Annotated in this window: 18 protein-coding genes, 1 pseudogene and 1 riboswitch; of the genes and pseudogenes, 14 read left to right on the plus strand and 5 right to left on the minus strand. The window is 36.7% G+C overall.

Features of this window, described 5'->3' with window-relative positions; translation table 11 throughout:
* Positions 1–47: 47 nt before the first annotated feature.
* A pseudogene (locus AC1MGI_RS08650) lies at positions 48–1,169 on the plus strand (RNA-guided endonuclease InsQ/TnpB family protein).
* Positions 1,170–1,525: 356 nt separating this feature from the next.
* On the opposite strand, the gene AC1MGI_RS08655 reads toward AC1MGI_RS08650, so the two are convergent.
* Entirely contained in the window at positions 1,526–2,080 is a 555-nt protein-coding gene (locus tag AC1MGI_RS08655) for a sugar O-acetyltransferase (protein ID WP_480349347.1), read from the minus strand.
* Between the two features lie 69 nt (positions 2,081–2,149).
* Positions 2,150–2,809, minus strand: coding sequence for a hypothetical protein (locus AC1MGI_RS08660; RefSeq protein ID WP_480349348.1), 660 nt, complete (start codon positions 2,807–2,809; stop codon positions 2,150–2,152).
* Between the two features lie 218 nt (positions 2,810–3,027).
* Between AC1MGI_RS08660 and AC1MGI_RS08665 the strand changes: the two genes are divergently transcribed.
* Positions 3,028–3,972: an FkbM family methyltransferase gene (locus AC1MGI_RS08665; RefSeq protein ID WP_480349349.1), complete on the plus strand. Its 945-nt coding sequence runs from the start codon at positions 3,028–3,030 to the stop codon at positions 3,970–3,972.
* 256 nt (positions 3,973–4,228) lie between these two features.
* On the opposite strand, the gene AC1MGI_RS08670 is transcribed toward AC1MGI_RS08665, so the two are convergent.
* Together AC1MGI_RS08670 and AC1MGI_RS08675 are read right to left on the minus strand one after the other, a co-directional pair.
* A complete protein-coding gene (locus AC1MGI_RS08670) occupies positions 4,229–5,461 on the minus strand; it encodes an ATP-binding protein (RefSeq protein WP_480349350.1) in 1,233 nt (410 codons plus the stop codon).
* 362 nt (positions 5,462–5,823) lie between these two features.
* Entirely contained in the window at positions 5,824–6,990 is a 1,167-nt protein-coding gene (locus AC1MGI_RS08675) for an aminotransferase class I/II-fold pyridoxal phosphate-dependent enzyme (protein ID WP_480349351.1), read from the minus strand.
* A gap of 82 nt (positions 6,991–7,072) precedes the next feature.
* Between AC1MGI_RS08675 and AC1MGI_RS08680 the strand changes: the two genes are divergently transcribed.
* The 12 genes from AC1MGI_RS08680 to AC1MGI_RS08735 all read left to right on the plus strand — a co-directional run bounded on the left by AC1MGI_RS08680 (position 7,073) and on the right by AC1MGI_RS08735 (position 19,034).
* The gene (locus AC1MGI_RS08680) at positions 7,073–7,855 is read left to right on the plus strand and encodes a carbon-nitrogen family hydrolase (protein ID WP_480349352.1); all 783 of its coding nucleotides are present in this window, start codon (positions 7,073–7,075) and stop codon (positions 7,853–7,855) included.
* A gap of 109 nt (positions 7,856–7,964) precedes the next feature.
* Positions 7,965–8,070, plus strand: a riboswitch (SAM riboswitch).
* A gap of 113 nt (positions 8,071–8,183) precedes the next feature.
* A complete protein-coding gene (locus AC1MGI_RS08685) occupies positions 8,184–9,197 on the plus strand; it encodes a methionine ABC transporter ATP-binding protein (RefSeq protein ID WP_480349354.1) in 1,014 nt (337 codons plus the stop codon).
* Positions 9,187–9,858, plus strand: coding sequence for a methionine ABC transporter permease (locus AC1MGI_RS08690; RefSeq protein ID WP_480349355.1), 672 nt, complete (start codon positions 9,187–9,189; stop codon positions 9,856–9,858). Before AC1MGI_RS08685 ends, AC1MGI_RS08690 begins: the two co-directional genes overlap by 11 nt.
* Positions 9,859–9,881: 23 nt before the next feature.
* A complete protein-coding gene (locus tag AC1MGI_RS08695; RefSeq protein WP_480349356.1) occupies positions 9,882–10,718 on the plus strand; it encodes a MetQ/NlpA family ABC transporter substrate-binding protein in 837 nt (278 codons plus the stop codon).
* Between the two features lie 474 nt (positions 10,719–11,192).
* Positions 11,193–11,414 (plus strand): DUF2187 family protein, encoded by a 222-nt coding sequence (locus AC1MGI_RS08700; protein ID WP_480349357.1) that lies wholly within the window; start codon positions 11,193–11,195, stop codon positions 11,412–11,414.
* An 861-nt stretch (positions 11,415–12,275) separates the two neighbouring features.
* Entirely contained in the window at positions 12,276–12,773 is a 498-nt protein-coding gene (locus AC1MGI_RS08705; protein WP_480349358.1) for a sigma-70 family RNA polymerase sigma factor, read from the plus strand.
* A 435-nt stretch (positions 12,774–13,208) separates the two neighbouring features.
* Positions 13,209–13,475, plus strand: coding sequence for a phosphocarrier protein HPr (locus tag AC1MGI_RS08710; RefSeq protein WP_480349359.1), 267 nt, complete (start codon positions 13,209–13,211; stop codon positions 13,473–13,475).
* A 179-nt stretch (positions 13,476–13,654) separates the two neighbouring features.
* Complete coding sequence (locus AC1MGI_RS08715; RefSeq protein WP_480349360.1) at positions 13,655–14,038, plus strand: hypothetical protein; 384 nt, start codon at positions 13,655–13,657, stop codon at positions 14,036–14,038.
* A 262-nt stretch (positions 14,039–14,300) separates the two neighbouring features.
* Positions 14,301–15,014, plus strand: coding sequence for a purine-nucleoside phosphorylase (deoD, locus tag AC1MGI_RS08720; protein WP_480349361.1), 714 nt, complete (start codon positions 14,301–14,303; stop codon positions 15,012–15,014).
* Positions 15,015–15,396: 382 nt separating this feature from the next.
* Complete coding sequence (locus AC1MGI_RS08725) at positions 15,397–16,731, plus strand: RNA-guided endonuclease InsQ/TnpB family protein (protein WP_480349363.1); 1,335 nt, start codon at positions 15,397–15,399, stop codon at positions 16,729–16,731.
* 192 nt (positions 16,732–16,923) lie between these two features.
* A complete protein-coding gene (locus tag AC1MGI_RS08730) occupies positions 16,924–17,658 on the plus strand; it encodes a GntR family transcriptional regulator (RefSeq protein ID WP_480349364.1) in 735 nt (244 codons plus the stop codon).
* Between the two features lie 398 nt (positions 17,659–18,056).
* Entirely contained in the window at positions 18,057–19,034 is a 978-nt protein-coding gene (locus tag AC1MGI_RS08735) for a 2-hydroxyacid dehydrogenase (RefSeq protein WP_062183914.1), read from the plus strand.
* Between the two features lie 233 nt (positions 19,035–19,267).
* Here the strand turns inward: AC1MGI_RS08735 and AC1MGI_RS08740 are convergent, their stop codons facing one another.
* On the minus strand, positions 19,268–19,978 hold the full coding sequence (locus AC1MGI_RS08740; protein WP_480349365.1) for a polysaccharide deacetylase family protein: 711 nt from the start codon (positions 19,976–19,978) through the stop codon (positions 19,268–19,270).
* Between the last annotated feature and the right edge of the window lie 135 nt (positions 19,979–20,113).

Here is a 20,113-nt window from a genome sequence, read left to right on the forward strand (position 1 = left end):
TTCAGAACGAATGTTCTATAACGGGGTCAGATCCAGCAAGGGAGGTGATGACCGTGTTGATCAATCAAAAATACGAGATTTTCCCAACAGAAGAACAAAAGGAAAGGTTAGACAGTTGGTTACAATACTGCCGTCAAACCTATAATTCTGCCCTTTTAGATAAAGAACGTAAATATAGACAAAACAAAGAAAGCTACAACCGTTACGATATGCAAAGACAACAAACCTTGGATAAAAAGAAGTACCTGTTTCTAAAGGAAGTTCCTTCTCAGCCTTTGCAGGAAGTTTTTGTGCGATTAAAAAAGGCATTTGATAGCTTCTTTCGCAAGGATACAAAATACCCAAAACAGAAAGGGTACAAAGATTATACGAGTATGACGTTTCCTCAATTTGGGAGGAATGCAAAAGGTAACAGAATGGCGATGTCTTTTTCTGATAACGGGAAGTTATTCCATACAAAGCTAGGTGAAATAGACATTCTGCTTCATAGACCATTAGAAGGAAGCATCAAACAACTTATCATCAAGCGTCAAGGAAAAAGATGGTAGGCTATTTTTTGTGTCGAAGGACAAGTACTACCAGCGAATATTGATGTACATCATGCAGTAGGAATAGACGTGGGACTCACTAAATATGCGGTTCTTTCCAATGGTATAGAGTATGATAATCCTAGATTTCTTCGTAAAAAAGAAAAACAAGTAAAAAAGGCACAACGAAAACTTTCTAAGAAGAAAAAGGGGTCTAGTAACTACAGGAAACAAGTGCAACAAGTTCGACAATTTCATGAAAAAGTAGCGAATCAACGAAAAGACTTTCTTCATAAACTAAGTTACAACTTAGCAAAAAATTATTCGGTTATCGCTGTGGAAAATCTGAATATCCGAAACATGGTTAGAAATAGAAAGTTATCTAAGTCCATTTCTGACGCTGGTTGGGGGATGTTCCGAAACATGCTTGCGTATAAATGTGAAAAAAATGGTGGCGTACTGATCAAGGTAGAACCAAAATTCACTTCACAAGATTGCTCTTGTTGTAACAATCGAGTCAAAAAGTCTCTATCTATTCGTACTCACATTTGCACGAAATGTGGAATGGTGCTAGATAGAGACTATAACGCTGCCATAAATATTCTACAAAAAGCTATAAAAGAATGGCTTGTGCCAAACTAACATACCAAGAACTGTAGGGCAAGGTTGTGTCCGAACAGTATAATCTACGCCTGTGGAGATTGTGTAAGACATATTGGGAAACCCTCACTATGCTACGGTTGATGAATCAGGAAGCCCCTTCTTCAAACAACCCGAAAGGGGGGGGGGGAGAAGGGGTCATTCACTAACGAAAGGAAATGACTCTAAAGGTAGTGAATGTACTTAATGATTCAATTGCTATAGGAAATTTGAAGTGGGAGTCTTCTCGTCTAATACCGATAAAGTATCAAAAATAAATGGTTTTGAAAAATACTGCACGAAAAAAACGGTGGCTTTCACATGAAATCGCACCGTTTTTTAGTTAATAAATAGCAAAACTAGATTTGCTTAATCACCTTGCAAGGTACACCGGCAGCTACAACATTCGGGGGAATATCTTTTGTAACAACGCTTCCTGACCCGATGATACTATTTTCACCAATCTTAACACCAGGGTTCACAACAACGTTTGCTCCTAACCATACTTTATTCCCAATCGTAACAGGTAAAGCATATACATCACCCTTTGCCCTGGCTTCAGGATCTGTCACGTGATTTGCGGTGTAAATTCCTACTCTTGGTCCAAATAATACATCATTCCCAATCGTAACTTTTGCACAATCTAGTATGATTGCATCGTAATTGGCAAAGAAATTATCCCCTACATGGATATTAAATCCATATTCAACTCGAAAGTTAGGTTCAATCATTGTATTCCTGCCTCGTGCTTGAAATAACTTGTCCAATAATAGCTTTCTCTGTTCCATTTCACTATCAGTTGTCAAATTATATAATCGTGTTATTTTCTTCGCATTCTCTCGTCCTTTTATCAACTCAGGTTCAAAATCACAATAGACTTCTCCTAAGCACATCTTTTCTATCAAATTCATCATATTTACCTCGTTTCTATTTATCCTGTTTGAACCGGCTGTAATACCCCATGTTTTAAAACCTCGATCCAACTAATTAATCTTCTCAAGAACAGAGGTAATCGTCGTTTTTACTTTCCCCTCTTGCATAGTAAACTCCCGCTTAACTTCACCGAGTCCTACCACAAAATATTTACGTGTAACGGAATGATCCTCGTTGTTTTTTTCAATGACAATTACGTTTTCAAATCGTTTGTAGGGTGTAGAAAGTGTAAGCGAGTCCTCAATCACTTTCCAACCATCAAACTCAGATCCAGTTTTTAATGGTAGCTGCAAGTACGTATACAACGGGTTTAGTTGATCAAGTTCATTTTCGGTAGGCAAATAATCATCATAAGCCTCTCCTGTTTCTTTCACGACGACAACTTTATTCTCTTCTATGCGAAACGTTCTTAACATTACCGTTCCACCATTATCTTCGTATACATTTACATAATGGTCATTCAACCATTGAGTTCGCGAATTGTATTGCGCATACTCGTTGCCTATCCCCAAGTATTCAGCAATCGCTCCATCCTTCATAAAAAAGTCAGATAAGATACTTTGTTCCGTTTGATTTGTACCTTTCTTTTCCGTTTCATGCACAATTTCTTTCTTATGCTCATCTCTTTGATTAGGCACCGACTCATTTCGTCCACAAGCAGCCATAATCAAGAGAGAGAGGACCATGAATACACATTGAAATCTTCTCACAAATAAACACTCCTTTATTAATTATTTATGATACGAGAGGGCATTCAAGAACATTTCAACGAACAGAAACATGTACTCTTTTTCTACATACAAATAGAATGCCTTTCCACCTATTGTAAATGTTTTGTTAATCTATGATTCAGTTAAAGGATTTTCCCATACATTAAAGAAATCTTAATATAAGCACCTATTGGAGAATACGAGTAGGAGGTTATGTCTTGATATCAAAAGTAGTAGTTCGTACCCCTTTTATAATGAATATGTGGGAAAATCACCCTAAAACCTGGAAATTTTTAATTGATTTGGGAATTTTTTTAAAATATAAAACATTAAACATCGATAAAATTCCAAACAAAATCGTATTCCCTTCGTCTAATGTTCTATATATTAATTCAGAGGAAAACCGTGGTAGAGCGTTATTAATTAGTGACGGAATCACACAAAAGCGACTCTCCTATTTCTGGAGTACATCTGTAAAAGAGTTCTCTCCAGATCTGATCATAGACGTAGGGGTAAACTATGGTGAATGTCTTTTTTCTACAACCTATCCTGTTCGAACAATCATATATGGAATCGAGGCAAATCACCATCTGATTCAATACATTATTAAGTCAAGAGAGGTTCATCCGAATAAAACCCAAATCACGATTATCAATGCCTTTGCATCAGACAAAGATGACGAACAGAAAGAATTCTTTATTGATAAACATTGGTCGGGGACATCTTCTGCTTCCTATATACCAGCTCACAATATGATTGAAAAGGTACCAGTTCGAACCATCGCGATTGATTCAATCTTAAAAAAAGACATAACAAATGGAACCGTGCTATTTAAAGTAGATGTAGAAGGGTATGAAGCATTCGTCTTAAAAGGAATGATCGAGTTATTCAAGAGATGTGAATCTGCGGTTGGTTTTATTGAATTTAATAGTGAATATATAGAAAAATCAGGAATAAAAGTAGAGGCATTTTTTTCTTTTTTGCAAAAGTACTTTACGGTTTATATGTATGTAGAAGATGAGATCTTAGTTAAAGCTGACGGTGTTTATTATGAAGATTTAAAAACTATTTTTGGAAAGGACTATATTCATACAGATTTACTAGTTGTAACAGATGAAGAGAATATAGAAGTATTTGATTTTGACATACAAGCTAAGGCCTAAAAAAATAGTGCGAAGAAGCCTATTCAACCAGAATGGACTTCTTCCTATCAATCTTTGATTTGACGTGATTTAATTCAAAACTTAGGATTGCAAATTTTAAGCATTTGTGGCTAATTTCATCCCGGTTTAACAGGTTGTAATCGCACCTCAAAGCTTGAGGTGGGGTGAGAAAACCCTTGCTAATAGTAGTTTCACTTTATGTATCTTTTTTATCGAATAACTTCTAAGTAGATTTAAGGTTTGAACAGCTTGTTTCCTATCCCAATTTTGTAAAGTGATTATCTTGAGTCATACGATCAATCACGGAATAGACGGGTAGGATAATAGAGAAACGGGTTCCTTCCCCATGCTCACTAGTCACATGAATGTTTCCATTCATCTCTTTAATAATACTAAACGAAACCATCATTCCGAGTCCAGTTCCTTTTTCTTTTGTTGTAAAAAAAGGTTCCCCAAGACGATCGATTTGTTCTTGTGTCATCCCTATTCCTTCATCCTGAATATTAATATGGATCATGCTATTTTCATAGTTTAAGTGGATGTTAATTTCTCCATGATTTGACATGGATTCAATGCCATTTTTCATGATATTAATTAAACATTGTTGGAACTTTTTTCTATCCCCTTTAGCTACATAAGAATGATCTACTGCAGATAACTTCACCTGTATTCCATTCATATTGGCTAAGGGGATAATGACATTGACAGCATGTTGAACTTCCTCATTAATATTAATATTTTCTTCTATATCGAATGCGGGTTTGGCAAAAGTTAAATAATCGTTAATCACGTCTGTAGCACGATCCAATTCTTGTAACGCGATATTTGCATACTCTTTTCTTGCCTGTGTTGATTCACCTTCAGATAACATTTGGATAAATCCTCGGCTGACAGTGAGTGGATTTCTGACTTCATGAGAGATGCTGGCAGCAAGATGGCTCACAATTTGTAATTTTTCTGCCTTCACTAACTTTTGTAGTACCTGAAAATTTGTTTGGATCACTTCCCAAAGAAGAGTGGAAATAAACATGCCGATAATATGAATGGCGACAAACTTCATCCAAAACATGTTATCCGTGTTAACCCCAAACATATGTATTGAAACAAATAAGGAACTAAATAATGCAAAAATAGTTAATGCGATACTTAACGCTACTTTTTGTTTGATGTTCATTTGTAAATAGTATTTAGATAAGAAGAATACGAATAAACCGATAAAGATGTGTGTGATCGCTGTAATATAAAAACCGACATCATGACCTTGAAAATAGCGGATGATAAGAATCAAAAGTAATTGAGAAAAACCTAAACGAAAACCTCCGATTAAACCTCCTAAAATGAAGGGGATCCAGCGAAGGTCCCAAACTGAACCTTTTTCAAGAGCTATAGGAAGTAGCATGCATAGGATAAGTGAGACTACTGGGAAAATACCAATAATCCATCCTTTTATTTCTTCTAATCGATAGGCATATTTAATTAAATAAACCATTTGTACTAAACATAGAGAGAGTAGAATAAATAAAAAATTGATAAGTAAGTCCTTTGTCATAAGATCCATCGTTGCACCGAGCTTTCACTAATAGTATGAATCATTAAAAGTATTATATGTAAATCATACCAAAATAAGTAAAAAGTTACTAGTGATATATAATAGAAAAAAGAATTTTCAGATAATAAGCACAACGAGAAATTTTTTACCATTAAAAAGGTGGCCCATAAGAGACCTGGCACCAACACAGTATTACAGCTAGGTATTCTGAAACGAAAATCATACTAGCTGTAATATATTGTGGGATTTGACACCTTGGCATATGGGACGCCCTCCTTACTTCGAATTTATGATGATATGAATTATTGGAATAAATTTAGTTTTCCAATCCGCTCTACGGCCTTTACCAATAATTTTTCATCGACTAATAAACCGACACGGATATACCCTTCTCCATATTCACCAAACCCTTTTCCAGCAGCAACTGCTACATCTGCTTTCTCAAGCAAATAATCGGCGAATGTTTCACTAGTAAACCCATTAGGAACCGGCAACCAAGCGAAAAAAGATCCAGTTGGTGCCTCGACTTTCCAACCAATATTTTGACATGCCGTAATAAAGGCATTTCGGCGTTGTTCATAACGGTTGACAAGTTCTTCAACACATTGCTGATCATCTGTTAGCGCAGCAACTGCGGCCTTTTGAACAGCCGGAAATAGACTAACATATAAATGGTCTTGAATGAGGTTTAAGGCTTCAATTATTTTGGGATTCCCGACTGCAAAGCCAACGCGCCAGCCAGCCATATTATAGGTTTTCGATAAGGTATACATTTCCACACCAACGTCTTTTGCCCCGTCAACTTCAAGAAAACTTACTGGTTTTTTTCCATCAAAACCGATGGCACCATAGGCGAAATCATGCAAAATCGTGATGGAATGTTTTTTCGCAAAAGCAACTGTTTCTTCAAAGAACGTCCGATCTACTGTAGCACCAGTCGGATTGTTCGGATAGTTAAGATACATTAATTTTGCTGCTTCTTTTTGTTTTTGCGGTATGGCGTTGAAATCTGGTAAAAATTGATTTTCAGCTTTAAGTGGGAAGGTCTGATACTCGACATTCGCCAACACTGCACCTGATAAATAATCCGGGTAACCTGGATCAGGCAATAACATAAGTTCGCCTTCATTTAACAAGCACATTGGCAACTCAACTAGACCTGTTTTCGTCCCAAATAAAATAGCTACTTCAGTCTCTGGGTCGATAGCTACTCCATATTGTTTTAAATAAAATTCGCTAGCAGCTTCCTTCAGTTCTTTAAGTCCTCTAAACGGAGAATATTTATGAGTTTGTGGATCCTCTACCGCAGTTTGTAGCGCTTTGATGATATGAGGTGGTGTCGGCTGATCAGGGTTACCTTGACCTAAGTTAATAACATCCCGTCCTTCTGCAACTGCTTTGCCTACCTTTTCAACTAGGTTTGCGAAAAATTGTACTGGTAATTTTTTTAAGCGCTCTGAATATTCCATGTGAACCACCTTTTATGTAAGAGTTGCTATTTAATCTAAAATTTTATAATATTTAGATAAAAAAGTCTAGAGGTGCCGAAAAATGAAGATTGCTTGTGTGCAAATGGATATCACCTTTGGTGAGCCAGAAAAAAATTTTACAGCGATTGAAAAATATATCGAAGAAGCGGCAAATGCACAAGTGGATGTCATTGTATTTCCGGAAATGTGGAATACAGGCTACGCTCTCGATAAGCTTGACAGTCTGGCTGATCGCGAGGGAAGTATAACAAGAAAGCTACTGTCTCAGCTTGCCAAAAAACATCAAGTGAACATTGTCGGTGGTTCAGTAGCAACGAAAAGAGGAGACAAATACTTTAATACGATGTATATCGTGGATAGAACTGGAAAAATTGTCGCCGCCTACGATAAAGCTCATTTATTCAAGTTAATGGATGAGCATGTATATTTGAACGAAGGACAAAGTATGAATGTATTTGAATTGGATGGTATAACGTGTGGCGGGGTCATCTGTTATGATTTGCGTTTTCCAGAATGGATTCGGACTCACACTTTAAATGGAGCCAAAATTATGTTTATACCGGCTGAGTGGCCAAAGCAACGGATTGACCATTGGCAATTATTATTGCAAGCAAGGGCGATTGAAAACCAATGTTTTATCGTGGCTGTCAACCGCGTCGGTAAAGACCCAAATAATGAATTTAATGGTCATTCGATGGTCATTGCACCTTGGGGTGAGTTACTTATTAGCAATCAAACAGCGGAAGGGATCTTGTACGCGGAACTGGATTTAGAGGAAGTCGATCGGGTACGGAAGACGATTCCAGTTTTTCAAGACAGGCGGACGGATTTATACGAATCATAAGGATTTAAAATTGGTACACTGCTAGAGTAGTAGTGTGTTATTATTTTTTTAAGATTGACAATAGTTAAATAGTTTTATAATATATTAATTACAATAAATTTAATCATGATACTTATCCAGAGCGACCGAGGGACTAGGCCCTATGACGTCCGGCAACCCCCAATATTGGGAAGGTGCCAATCCTGCAGAATGACCATCATTCTGAAAGATAAGTCGAGATTCTTTCGTATTTCGATGCTCCTTTCAGTTGAAGGGAGCATTTTTTTGTAGGAATAAAGGTCTATCTCTTATAAATCACTTGTCAATTTGAAGAAATGTGAGGAATCGTATGATCGAAATTCGTAATCTTTCTAAGACATACAAAACGAAAAAAGGGTTGGTTAAAGGAGTGGATGACGTTTCGCTGACCATAGAAAAAGGAGAAATCTATGGAATTGTCGGATATTCTGGAGCAGGAAAAAGTTCATTGCTTCGCTGCATTAATTTGTTGGAGCGGCCCACTTCAGGTCAAATTAAAGTGGATGGAACCGATCTTACATCTTTAAAAGGTGAGGATTTACGTTTAGCGCGGTTAAAAATCGGTATGATTTTTCAACATTTTTATTTAATTAGTCAAAAAACCGTGTTTGAGAATATTGCCTTTTCTTTGAAAGCTGCCAAAATACCAGCGAGCCAAATAAAAGGGCGGGTAGAAGAGTTGCTTAAAATGGTCGGTCTTGTTGATAAAAGAGATGTTTATCCTGCGCAACTAAGTGGTGGGCAAAAGCAACGGGTTGGCATTGCCCGGGCGCTTGCTAATAATCCAACGGTGCTATTATGTGATGAGGCCACTTCAGCACTAGATCCGACCACTACAAAGTCAATATTGAATTTATTGAAGAAAATTAACAAAGAACTCAATATTACGATCGTTTTGATTACTCATGAAATGAACGTTGTAAAGGAAATTTGCAATCGAATGGCCATTATGCAGTTCGGGAAGGTCATTGAAGAAGGTGCGGTATATGACATTTTTGCCAACCCTCAGGCAGAACTTACAAATGAGTTTATCGAAAGTGTTGTATCTTTTGAAATACCTGAAGTCATATTAAATGGATGCACGGGACCGATTGTGAAAGTCATGTTTAAAGGAAAGGTTGCTTCAGAAGGTATCATTTCCGATATGCTTCAGCAGTATAACGTAAGTGGTAATTTTCTGCATGGTTCGATTGAATATATTCAAGAAATGCCACTCGGTATCTTTATTATGGAATTAAAAGGACAAAAGGAAGAAATCGAAAGCTCACTTCAGTTTATTGAAAATCGTGCTGCGCAAGTGGAGGTGATACGCGATGGGCTTTGATTTTAATCATTTCGTTGAACTTATCCCAGATATAAATCTGGCTTTTATGCAAACCATTTATATGATTACCATTTCACTAGTGGTTGCCGTTGTGATTGGCCTTCCGTTCGGAATATTATTATTCGTAACGAACAAAGGCTTATTCTTGGAAAATCGCTGGTTCAATAATGGATTAGGTTTTGTAGTGAACTTGGTACGTTCAATTCCATTTATCATTTTACTAGTTGCACTACTTCCACTAACTAACTTTATAGTAGGATCACAAATTGGACCCACTGCAGCGAGTGTATCTCTATCAGTTGCAGCGATTCCGTTTTTTGCTCGAATTGTTGAGACAGCATTGCGTGAGATTGATAAAGGGGTCATTGAGGCAGCTATTGCCGCTGGTGCAACACCATGGATGATCGTCAAAGATGTGCTACTGCTAGAAGCCAAATCTGGCATTATCTCAGGTGTCACGCTAACGCTCGTCAGTTTAATCGGGTTTTCGGCTATGGCTGGTACTGTTGGTGGCGGCGGAATCGGCGATTTGGCTATCCGTTTTGGCTATTATCGCTATGACAACACGATTATGATTGCAACAGTAATTATATTAATTATATTAGTTCAGATTATTCAACTTGCTGGTGATTTCATCGCCAAAGTTGTTGATAAAAGATAAGAAACAGAAAGAGGGAGAAATTTATGAAAAAATGGCTAACAGCATTTATTTTAGTAGTTGTTGTAGCGGCTTTAGCTGCATGTGGCAATACTGACAGCGAGAAAAACAGTAGCAAAGGGACAAGTTCAGAATCAAAAGAAATTAAATTTGGAGCGACAGCCGGTCCTTATAGTGACATGGTAACGAAAGCTATTATCCCTGGATTAGAAGAAAAAGGATATAAGGTGAAGATTGTTGAATTTAGCGATTACATTCAACCGAACAAAGCGTTGGACAATGGTGATATTCAAGCAAACCTGTTCCAAAATACCATTTACCTTGAAAATTTTGCGAAAGAAAATAAGATGGATTTAACAGCGTTGCTCTCTGTACCCACTGCGCCGATGGGGATTTTTTCAAACACGTATAAGTCCATAGATGAAGTAAAAGACGGGGCAACGGTTACACTTCCTAATGACCCAGTCAATGCGGCTCGTGCGCTTAATACGCTCCAAGATGAAGGCTTGATTGTAATCGATGAAAATACAGACCCACTAACGGTATCAGAAAAAGATATTAAGGAAAATAAGAAAAATCTGAAATTCCAACCGCTCGAATCAGGTCAACTTCCCCGTTCAGTGGAAAGTGCAGACTTAGCTGCTGTCCCTGGAAACTTCGCGTTGGCCGCCAAGATGGACTTGCTTGATGCATTAGCACTTGAAGATATGCGTGATCAATATCGCAATGTAGTGGCTGTTAAAACAGACGATAACGATTCACAATTTGCAAAAGACATCAAAGCTGTTGTCGAGTCAGAAGAATTTGAAAAGATTATTGACGAAGAGTTCAAAGGATTTGGAAAACCTGGATGGATGAAGTAATTAGAAGCTATTGACTAGTGGGACGTTATGTGTAAATAATAAATGAATAAGATAAGAAGCTAGGTGTGGTTCGAAATCTGAATCATCCCTAGCTTTTGTTATGTTATAGCGCCCAAAATTGTATGAGATAGTATAGCTAAACTAAGCAGTTACTATTTTATCCGAATAGCTTTTTATAATTTGTCATACATTCATAAGTATATTAAAACCAAAAATGCTAACGATAACTACCTGTAAGACACTCATCCTAGCTGTTTGGATTTGTTCGTTGTCTAGGGAATTTTACTATATGTAGATAGTATTTCCTGCTGTCAGATGTATAAGAATAAATTGGAAGTAAAGATAATGTTCAGAAAAACAGACTGGTTTAAGCCGTGGCACATATGGAACAGACTTTCGATCTTATATACAAGTGTATATAGTTATGAAGGATGTCATCATATTCAAAAAAATATAGAAAAAGGGGTATGCAATATGGCAGAAGAAAAAGCCGATCATAAGAATCCAACAGATAGCAAAAAAAAAGTGAATGTTGGCGATATGATCGATATAAAGAATGGAATTGAAAAAGGGAAAAAGGGGAAGGTAGTCGTCGTGCGGGAAAACTCTGTTATTGTGGAAATTGGCAGAAATACAAAAAAGGACGAACCGATAAATACTGTTGTGAATCATAAAAATTATAAACTAATTAAATAAGTGTATAGCAGCAAGGTTCAGTCCCGACTACAATCAAGTAGTGAGGGACTGAACCTTTTTGGGACACCCGCATTTAATTCTCTTGCAAACAAAAAACCTGCTCATTTGCAACTATCATGAAAATCAAATGTAATAATCAGGGAAAAGACCATACGAAATATAAATGCAAGCTATTTAGAGTGGTGCGTTGTTAGTGGCTAAGAAACTTCTGATATATTTTAGGTATACCCTAAGTTATCTAACCTTTGGACATAACTTTGTACAATGGATGCTTGATTTTGATTATTAAAATATTCTTCGTCTTCTTCTCTCTATTTCAATACGTCGTCTTCTTTCTATTTCGATTTCAAAAGGTAAAAAGGGTCTTCTTCTAAAGGTATCCCGAAAAAACAAGTTTCTTCGACCAAAACTAAAAAATGGCATTTAATTAGACCTCCTGTCAACCTGGTTCGCTGGTTATCTTACTATATGTACTTAGAATAATAATGAATGGACAAGTGCTGATAAAAAGTAAAATAGTCAGGAAATGTACACTATTAGAGGTTGTTCAAAAAGTCCGGTAAAAAAGCCTGCGAATTGCATCAAAGCTCTGTCTCTGTGGTCCTTGAGACGATCAGTCCGCGAACTTCTCGGCTCTTTTTATCCCTTTTGAACACGCACTTTTATGTACTTTTGGCAAAAATAGATGTAATTTCTTAATTTGCTTCATAGAAAAATGGTTTTTGAATACGAATCACTTGAAAATCGCTATATTATTCAATCCAAATGCTTGATTTTGCTTTTCGTCAAACATCTTGAAATTTTGTAAGGTGGACTTACCTAGGAATTCAAGAAGTATGCATATTTCGAAAGGCAAAGTCTTTGGAAAAGTTCACTGAAATGGCTGAACAATTTAGACCAATGATTTACAGTATTATTCAGTCTATTTCCATTTATAAGAATCAGGAAGAATTCTATCAAGTTGGGTTAATTGCGTTGTGGGAGGCACAAATGAAATTCGATCCTGACCGCGGTGCCTTATTTTCTACGTATGCCTATAAAGTAATCAAAGGAAAACTATTAAATGAACTTCGGAAAAATGTACGGATCGATGATACTTATACCGTAACGGATATAAGTGTGATGGCTGAAGACCCTGCTTTATCATCCAGTGATCTTCATCTGGAGTCTGAGTACTTATCCTGCTATTGTGAAAATCTTACGGAATTGCAAAGGCGTTGGGTAATCGGAACATTTCAAGATCATTTGAGTATCAGTGAAATGGCTGAGCTGTATGGAGTTTCCAACAGTGCTGTAAAATCATGGCGAAAATCGGCTATTATGAAACTGCAAAAAAGCTTGGTTGAACACAATAGTTGATGCAAATTCAATTTGAAGATGTGAAAGAATTTTAGTGATGGAAGAAAGAGCTCTGAAGTTGTATTGCCCGCAACTTCATTTTAGAAAAGTGATTTTGCAGGTAGCTTTATTTTCAAAAAGCGTGGTCTAAAACCATCGCCATCAGACGATTTACGATTTCGTCCCAATGGATTCACTCTACTTTAGTAGGTGTTCGTTCAATGTTTTTCATATAAAACTTCATTTGATTTTAGGACATTGATCCTAATGCATTTATTATCTCTGAATCTGCACATATTGAACCTGTATTGTGAATAGACATAAACTTGTGGCTATTAAGCAATGAAGAAGTAAAAAGATTCCGTTTAAGACTATTGGCGTACGTGGTCTTTAGTTATTTACGTCCTGTTTGGAAATCGACAAATAAGTCACAATATAACATAGGGGAGATCTAACATGGCAGAAAAGACCTTCACAATTATTAATGAAACAGGGATTCACGCGCGTGCAGCAACAATCCTAGTACGAACTGCGAGTCAATATATTGCTGACATCAACCTGGAGTATAAAGGTAAATTGATCAACTTAAAATCAATTTTGGGTGTGATGTCCCTAGGTATTCCAAATGATGCAGTAATTAAAATAACGGCTGTAGGTTCTGATGCAAATGAAGCCATTGCTGCTTTATCAGATACGATGAATCAGACAGGTTTCGCAGAATAATTCAGATGGTGGCCTACCTTTGATACATTTAATAAACACTTGAATTTGGACAGATGAAGAAATCTTCGTCTGTTTTTTTGTTGTGTCTAGAAAACAATACTACATTATTTACGTGAATTACTTTATTGATTTACTCGCATCCAGTGCAAACGCCATTAGAAATGGGGGGAATAGCTTCGGTGAAGAAAGTAGTATTTGCCCCTTTTAATCTAGTAAAAAAATATAGAAAGGGGGGGAATTTAATAATCGAAAATGAACTACAAGATGACAGAATTATCGGTTCGATTATGCAATTGAAAGTATGGTCGAAAACATTACCTCAGCTACATTTAAATTGTGAAGTGAATGATCTAGAAGAATATCATGATTTCGAAAAGGTGACGGAAAACGATTCAATCTTTCCAAACATAGAAGAAGGCATCACGTTAGAAGAGATCAGACAAGTTGAAATGCCCAATGAGAAAGTAACATTAAAACTGAATTTACCCATTGACCAAGCGGAATGGTTATCGAAGCAAAAAAACGCGGAATTAAATGAAACTTTTAAAGAAATCATTAGATGACAGGAACTATAGACATCAAGTTAAAAGAAGGGTCAGATCTCGCACTCTAAAACAGTATGTTGTGTTTCATACTGAATTTGGTTGTTGCTTTAGTCTGACCCTACTTTGACTATGGAACACCTCCTGTTAATTATTTTCTAATTGAGCATATTAAAAAAAATGAAAGTGCTTGCATGAGATAAAAGATTATGATAATTTTAACTTGTATAAAAAATAGACATGTCTAAAAAATTAATTTTCAACTAAAGGAGAAAAGAAAACGATGGTTACTACTAAAGAAACGCCTCATATCAAACCTAATGGGGTAGAAATAGCTGAAACGGTACTGTTACCCGGAGATCCTTTAAGAGCAAAGTTTATAGCAGAAACCTTTTTAGATAATTACGAATGCTTCAACGAAGTGAGAGGAATGTTAGGATACACAGGCACATACAAAGGTAAGAAAATCTCTGTTATGGGTACTGGAATGGGTGCACCGAGCATGGGGATTTATTCTTGGGAATTAATTAATGTCTTTGGTGTTAAAAATTTAATTAGAATTGGTACTTGTGGTGCCATGCAAGAAAACATTGATTTATATGATGTTATTTTAGGGATGGGTTCTGCAACGGATTCAAATTTTGGCGATCAATTTAATTTACCTGGACAATTCCCATTAACGGCTTCTTTCGAACTTTTGGAAAAAGCAAAAAAAGTAGCAGATGAAAAAGGGCAAAAAGTTCATATTGGAAACATCTTATCAAGCGACGTATTTTATCATGCGGATCCAACATATATCAAGAAATGGCAGGATATGGGTATTTTGAGTGTTGAAATGGAATCTGTATCATTATATTGGAATGCCATTCAAGCAGGTGTAAATGCATTATGTATTTTAACGGTAAGTGATCATTTAATTACAGGAGAACAGACTTCAACTGAAGAACGTCAAACGGCATTTACTAAAATGATGGAAATCGCATTAGAATTAGCGTAAATTTGCTCCATCTATGATTTAGACAAGCTTCCTTCAGCTTCACTTAATACGACGTGAAGGAAGCTTGTAATGACTGATGTGTTAGTTCCAATCGTTCATCTAGTTATTCATGAAGGATGAATGGAAACCAAACACTTAGATCCCTATCCAAATCAATACAAATAGAGGTGATTTATCAAGAATTACTACAGACTTTTCCGAACGAGAAAGCCCACTTCTTCAGAGGTGGGATGGTAGTGAGGTCGAAACAGTCATGTCTTTAGACATGTTCATGTTTCGGTTTTTTTTTGCTTTAAGTAAACGTATCATTTGTAAATAGAACAAATGTTCCGTATAATTGAATTGTGGAGTTATTTGAATAATAAGAAAGGAGGAAAACAACGTGTTTGTGACTCATTCATTTAAAATACCTTATGATAAAAAATTGTATTCGGAGTTAAGGATCATGCAGCGAGAAGCAGCTTCCGTTTGGAACGATATTGTCAGAGAAGCCACTTCTTATTATTTTTGCTTTAAAAAGTGGTTAAGTAAAACGGAAATCCAAGCGATTCGGAAACAAACGTATCATCTTCATTCTCAAACTGTTCAAGCTATTGCAGATAAATATGTTGCCAATCGTGAAACCATTCGTCAGCTACGAGTAACGGACAAAAAAGCAAAATATCCGTGGCGAAAAAAATCCTATTATTGTATTCCGTTAAAACAAGCGTCAATGGATGTTTCTAAAGAAACCATCACGATTAAAAAAGTGGAATATGGATTTCACCTGGCAGAACTCTTAACTAAAAAGAAAAAGAAAAACTGGAATGAAAAGGTGCCTAAGAAAAACAAATCTGTAATCATTCCTAATCTTTCAAAAGAAGATTTAAAAAACTGTAAATACGCGGAGATTGTTTGGAGAAACGGAGCCTACTGGTTTTGTTATTCGGTATCTGTACCAGAAAAAGACACTTCATCGTATGCGTTTAAAGCGGCGGGTGGAGATTTAGGTGAAATTCACTCCGTAACGGTAGCGACCGAGGATCAAGCATTAGTAATTTCGGGTCGAGGGATGCGTAGTATTTCTCAATTCCGTGCAAAGGTAGTAGCCGATTTAAGTAAGAAAATGTCTCGCTGTAAAAAGGGCTCTCGTCAATGGGGAAAATATAGACAGGCAAGCGTACGAATTCGCCAAAAGACAAAAAAACAGCTTGAAGAGTTGGAACATAAGACAACAAAAGAAGTTATTTCTTTTTTAGAAGCAGAAAAAGTAACGAACTTTGTCATCGGAAACGTATCTGGTATTGAAAAAAGTACAAAGAAAAATAGGGAAAAGAAACGGAAAAACAATAAAAAAAGACGACAACAATTATCGTTATGGAATCAGGGGAAAATCAAACAAAAGTTAACATACAAAGCCCAATTAAAAGGGATCAGCTTGGAAGAAACAGAAGAAAGCTATACCTCCCAAGATTGTCCGTTTTGTGGGGGTCGACACCAAGCAAACGGAAGAAACTTCATATGTTCTGTTCACAAAACAGAAATCCATCGTGATGTAAATGGAGCGCAAAATATTGCGCGCAAGAACTATCACATGGAAATGAAACCACTTCTTTCGGTTTTATATAAGCAACCGGTTTGGCATAAGCGTTTTTTGTCCAGGGAAGAAAGACAAAAAGCAAAACATCCAAAAGATCAACCGAAGAAAGAGAAAAGTATCGCCGGACGGACGGCGTAGTAGGCACCGATCTTGCCCTTTCGATGGATTGTTTTTCTATCGAGAGTTGTTCGCCCAAGTTTTGCCTCTGCGACTTCCTTTGGGAGTTTGTAAGTGAAATGTTTGCGAAAAAGAATCCCACTGCTTTAGCTGTGGGAGTGGTCAATATACAGAAACCCCTAAAAATTTTAGAAAAGGATACGGGTTGACTAAATGAATACAAATAAGCTAGATAAATTGAAAAGACCACTCTATATCAATGTATATGACGAGCTCCTGCTCCAAATTACGAAAGGAGAATACCCTGTAGGCAGTAGGCTTCCTTCAGAACCAGATTTAGCAAGCAGACTAGGGATTAGTCGCGCAACTTTACGACAAGCTTTAGCACTTTTGCAAGATGATGGATTAGTAAGAAATATACGCGGGAAAGGAAATTTTGTGATCGATTCGTTTTATAAAAAAGAGGGTGTTCAATTAGAAAAATTAAGTAATCCTATGCATAAGTGCCATATAAGTACATTTGACCGAATAGATACAAATTATCGACTGGACAAGGAAACGGAATATACGAAACAAGTATTAAAAAGAGATTCATCTACAGTTGTAGCTTTAGAACGTTTGTATAGAAAGGGAGACGATTTAGTAGCCTATGCTTTTACTTTTATGTCGATGCAAACAATAGAAAGTTTATCCTTGGACTTAAATAATAAGGAACAACTACTAGATTTTCTAGAGAACCAAGCGTATGTGAATGCCAGCCATGGAGAAATTGAAATCAAATATACACGTACTGTTAATCTAGTCAACCAGAAAGAAAAGTTAATCGGCCAAAATGAATGTTTTTTACTATTGGAAAGCCTTTATAGCAATTCAGAATATCCATTAATGTATAATAAATTTTATATACCGCAACAGTTCTCGAATATAAAATTAAATATTTACAAATAGCTAATGGATGGACATTTCTCCGTTAGAACAATTCTACCGCTTTTTAACTTGCTCCAATCCAGCTGACTTTTTACTGGAATTATATAGGAGTCACCAACGATGGTGAAGAGACGTTATTTTTCTGCGGAAAAGGGGCGGGGCTCCGCAAAATCAGCTCCGCACCGCCACCTTCATCAGGTGATACAGTTTGAAATCATGAACCTTTTTCATCGTAAGATTAGGAGTAGACGCTCATAGATGTTTTTCATTGTTGAAATCGATTAAAACTTTAAAGGATATTGTAATGTAATAGAGATCGTAAAGTCTGTGTGCAATAATAATGGTAAGAACGGATGGCAAACCAAAGTGGAATCTAGCTGACTAGTAATTCTTACTATATTGAAAGGGAGGAAACAGTCATGAAGCCGAAAGTAATTGTCTATAAGAAAGTGGATCAAAGTGTATTGGATTTTATTCAAAAGACTTGTGATGTTGTTTATTTTGAGAAGTTTGATGCCCAAAACTATCCTGAATTTCTACATGAGTTAAAGGACGCACAGGGGATATTAGGTTCGGGGTTAAAGGTGGATAAGGTTTTACTAGATCAGGCTCCACAATTACAAATTGTGTGCAATACCTCGGTCGGTTACGACAATTTGGACGTGCCAGAGCTATCAGAACGAGGGATTATGGCTACAAATACTCCAGAAGTATTGAACGAGACAGTTGCAGATACGATTATGGGATTAGTTTTAGCAACGGCTAGAAGGATGCCGGAACTTGATCAAAGGGTTAAGACAGGGCAGTGGGGAACGAAACTTGAGGAAAGTTGGTTTGGGGTAGATGTCCATCATAAAGTATTAGGAATTATCGGAATGGGCGGAATCGGCTCTGCGGTTGCTAAAAGGGCTCATTTCGGATTTGATATGGATATTTTATATCACAATCGATCTAGAAATGATGAAGCCGAACAAAAGTATGGGGCTACATATTGTTCGCTGGAAGATCTGCTCAAGCAGTCTGATTTTGTATGTGTCATGACACCACTAACTCCTCAAACTGAAAAGTTGATTGGAAAAAGAGAGTTCGAGTACATGAAGAAGACGGCGATATTTATCAATTGTTCAAGAGGAAGAGTTGTAGACGAAGGTGCTTTAATCCATGCGCTCAATACTGGAGAAATTCAAGCAGCTGGGCTAGATGTCTTTGAAAAAGAGCCGGTCGATTTTGATAATCCCTTGCTTTCGATGACCAATGTTGTCACTTTGCCACATATCGGTTCCGCCACTTATGAAACGCGCTTGAAAATGGCGATGTTAGCAGCAACAAACCTAGTTGTCGGATTACAGGGAGAAATTCCACCTACATGGATCAATCGTGAGATACAGGTAAGGTAGCTGAACAGCTATCGGGGAATTTAGAGGAAATAAAATAGTAGGATGTGTCGGATAGTCCTTTTTTAGGCTATCCACTTTTTATTAGATGACAGGCGTCATCCAGAAATAAGTAAATGATGAGTCTTTAGAAATAATGGATGAAACAAGACATGTTAACAACAGTAAATATCGGCTTTGAATAGAAATTATGAAAAGTAGCGGATAAATGGTGCAGCTGTACTGAAAGGTTAGCATCATTTGGAAACTGCTAATCCCTGAAGTTCATTGACCGTTACAAACTTATATCCTTTAGTTGTTAGTGCTTGTAATATCCCTTCAATCGCTTTCAGTTCCTCGCCCGTGTCATCATACATGGGGTGCATTAAGATAATCGAACCAGGTTTGATATGAACCTTTACATCATTCACTTTGTCAGAAGCAGAGGTGTAATGGCTATCTGGTTCAAGATTCCAAGTTATTGTGTCTCTATTATGTTTAGTTAAGTAATAGGGCAAACCTACAAGTTTTTTTCCGTTTGGTGGTCGAAAATCAATTTCATCCTTATAGCCAGCTTTTTGAATGAATTGGTCTGTTTTTTCAATTTCTGCTTCGATATAGGAAAGCGTTTTGAAAACCATTCGATTATGAGAATAAGTGTGATTGCCAATCTGATGCCCAGCTGCTACAATTTTTTTAGTTTCCTCTGGATATTCCTCTATTTCATTACCGATTAGAAAAAAGGTAGCCTTTGCATTGTATGTATCTAATAGTGGTAGAATCTGATTAACATTTTTTGATGGACCATCATCAAACGTTAAAGCAACCACCTTTTGATTTGTTTCCACCTGGCTTGTTAATCCTCCAAATAACTGATAGGTTCTAGAATTCATTAATTTATATGTACCAAGTAATAGAAGGAAAAGGACAAGAATTCCTATTCCAGTAAACGTTACTCTTTTTTTCATACAGATACCCTTTCTTAAAAAGTTTTATAAGGCCAATTGCTATTGATATTCTAGCAAAAAAAGCAACGAACGGTCTAATATAAGGACAATTGGTACTCTGCTAGCTTGGTAGATCAATAGATATGAATATTACCC

The sequence above is a fragment of the Peribacillus sp. BM1 genome, assembly GCF_056679975.1.

Excerpts from the sequence above, each read along its gene's own strand:
- AC1MGI_RS08655 (WP_480349347.1), bottom strand. The coding sequence starts at position 2,080 with ATGATGAATTTGATAGAAAAGATGTGCTTAGGAGAAGTCTATTGTGAT.
- AC1MGI_RS08670 (WP_480349350.1), bottom strand. The coding sequence starts at position 5,461 with ATGGTTTATTTAATTAAATATGCCTATCGATTAGAAGAAATAAAAGGA.
- AC1MGI_RS08675 (WP_480349351.1), bottom strand. The coding sequence starts at position 6,990 with ATGGAATATTCAGAGCGCTTAAAAAAATTACCAGTACAATTTTTCGCA.
- AC1MGI_RS08680 (WP_480349352.1), top strand. The coding sequence starts at position 7,073 with ATGAAGATTGCTTGTGTGCAAATGGATATCACCTTTGGTGAGCCAGAA.
- AC1MGI_RS08685 (WP_480349354.1), top strand. The coding sequence starts at position 8,184 with ATGATCGAAATTCGTAATCTTTCTAAGACATACAAAACGAAAAAAGGG.
- AC1MGI_RS08690 (WP_480349355.1), top strand. The coding sequence starts at position 9,187 with ATGGGCTTTGATTTTAATCATTTCGTTGAACTTATCCCAGATATAAAT.
- AC1MGI_RS08695 (WP_480349356.1), top strand. The coding sequence starts at position 9,882 with ATGAAAAAATGGCTAACAGCATTTATTTTAGTAGTTGTTGTAGCGGCT.
- AC1MGI_RS08700 (WP_480349357.1), top strand. The coding sequence starts at position 11,193 with ATGGCAGAAGAAAAAGCCGATCATAAGAATCCAACAGATAGCAAAAAA.
- AC1MGI_RS08710 (WP_480349359.1), top strand. The coding sequence starts at position 13,209 with ATGGCAGAAAAGACCTTCACAATTATTAATGAAACAGGGATTCACGCG.
- deoD (WP_480349361.1), top strand. The coding sequence starts at position 14,301 with ATGGTTACTACTAAAGAAACGCCTCATATCAAACCTAATGGGGTAGAA.
- AC1MGI_RS08730 (WP_480349364.1), top strand. The coding sequence starts at position 16,924 with ATGAATACAAATAAGCTAGATAAATTGAAAAGACCACTCTATATCAAT.
- AC1MGI_RS08735 (WP_062183914.1), top strand. The coding sequence starts at position 18,057 with ATGAAGCCGAAAGTAATTGTCTATAAGAAAGTGGATCAAAGTGTATTG.
- AC1MGI_RS08740 (WP_480349365.1), bottom strand. The coding sequence starts at position 19,978 with ATGAAAAAAAGAGTAACGTTTACTGGAATAGGAATTCTTGTCCTTTTC.